This is a genomic window from Micromonospora sp. NPDC005979, assembly GCF_040614415.1.
In the GTDB taxonomy this organism is placed as follows: domain Bacteria; phylum Actinomycetota; class Actinomycetes; order Mycobacteriales; family Micromonosporaceae; genus Micromonospora.
The window spans coordinates 1-1,298 of record NZ_JBEXUR010000042.1; the positions used below are offsets into that span (position 1 = coordinate 1).

Below are 1,298 nucleotides of genomic sequence, written 5' to 3' on the forward strand. Positions count from 1 at the left end.
GGCGGTTTCAAGGGGTCGTTGCAACACGTTGGCTAGTCATTGACGGCTAGGAGCTTAGCGAGGCGCTCGGCTGGGGTGTCCCAGCCGAGCGTTTTGCGTGGGCGGCCGTTGAGTTCGGCGGCGACGGTGGCGAGGTGGTCGGGGTCGTGGACGGCCAGGTCGGTGCCTTTGGGGAAGTATTGGCGCAGCAGTCCGTTGGTGTTCTCGTTGGAGCCGCGTTGCCAGGGTGAGTGCGGGTCGCAGAAGTAGACCGGCATCTGCGCGGTCATGCTGAACTGGTGGTGCATCGCCATCTCGATGCCTTGGTCCCAGGTCAGAGACCGTTTCAGATGTTGCGGCAGGGTGGCCATGGCGGTGAGCAGGCCGTCGCGGACCCGATCGGCGCTGCGGCCGGCGCCCAGGTGCACGAGCAGGACGTAGCGGGTGGAGCGTTCGACAAGTGTGCCGATGGCGGAGCCGTTGTCCTTGCCGATGATCAGGTCGCCTTCCCAATGTCCGGGCACGGCACGGTCGTCGGCCTCGGCGGGCCGTTCGCTGATCATCGCCATCGGATGGGTGAAGCGGGGCTGGCGCTGGCCAGACTGACGGCGGGGACGTCGCACCGCGCGGCCGGTGCGCAGCGCGGCGGTCAGTTCTCGGCGCAGTTCGCCACGGCCCTGGACGTAGAGCGCCTGGTAGATCGTCTCGTGTGACACGTGCAGCTCGTTCCGCTCGGGAAAGTCACGGCGCAGCCGACGGCTGATCTGTTCCGGGCTGTGCTTGCGATCCAGCATGGCCTGGACGTGTTCCCGCAGCACCGGGCACGTGGCGATTTTGCCGATCTTCGGGCGAGGCCGCCTGCTGTCGGCGCGTTGCTGGGCTGCGTAGGGCCGGTAGTCACCGCTGTCCGGGTGCCGATTGCGGCGGATTTCCCGGCTGATCGTGCCCGGTGAACGCCGCAGCTCAGCGGCGATCGCCGCCTGCGAGGCACCCTCCCGCAGCCGATCAGCGATCACGATCCGCTCGGCCTGGGACAGATACCGGTCCGACACGGCCAAAGGCCGAGCAGCGGAAGGTACTCCCTGCTGCCCGGCCTTCGTCTGGCTCGTGCGGCCGTACCGCCAGCGGTGACCAGTCTTGCGATTGATCCCGACCAGCCGGCACGCTTCACTCGTACTCACACCCCGCGCCACAAGATCCAAATATGCCTGGCGCTCCGCGCGAAGCTTCTTCGGCCCCTGCGGCCGGCGATCCCCACGGATCTCGAACACTGCAACCCCTGATCAGGTCAGGCGTTGCAACGATCCCTAGAACCCAAG

General features: G+C 67.2%; 1 protein-coding gene. It reads right to left on the reverse strand.

From position 1 onward, the window contains the following. Positions 1–32: 32 nt before the first annotated feature. A complete protein-coding gene (locus tag ABZ272_RS32005; protein ID WP_355053676.1) occupies positions 33–1,037 on the reverse strand; it encodes an IS30 family transposase in 1,005 nt (334 codons plus the stop codon). Positions 1,038–1,298 lie beyond the last annotated feature (261 nt).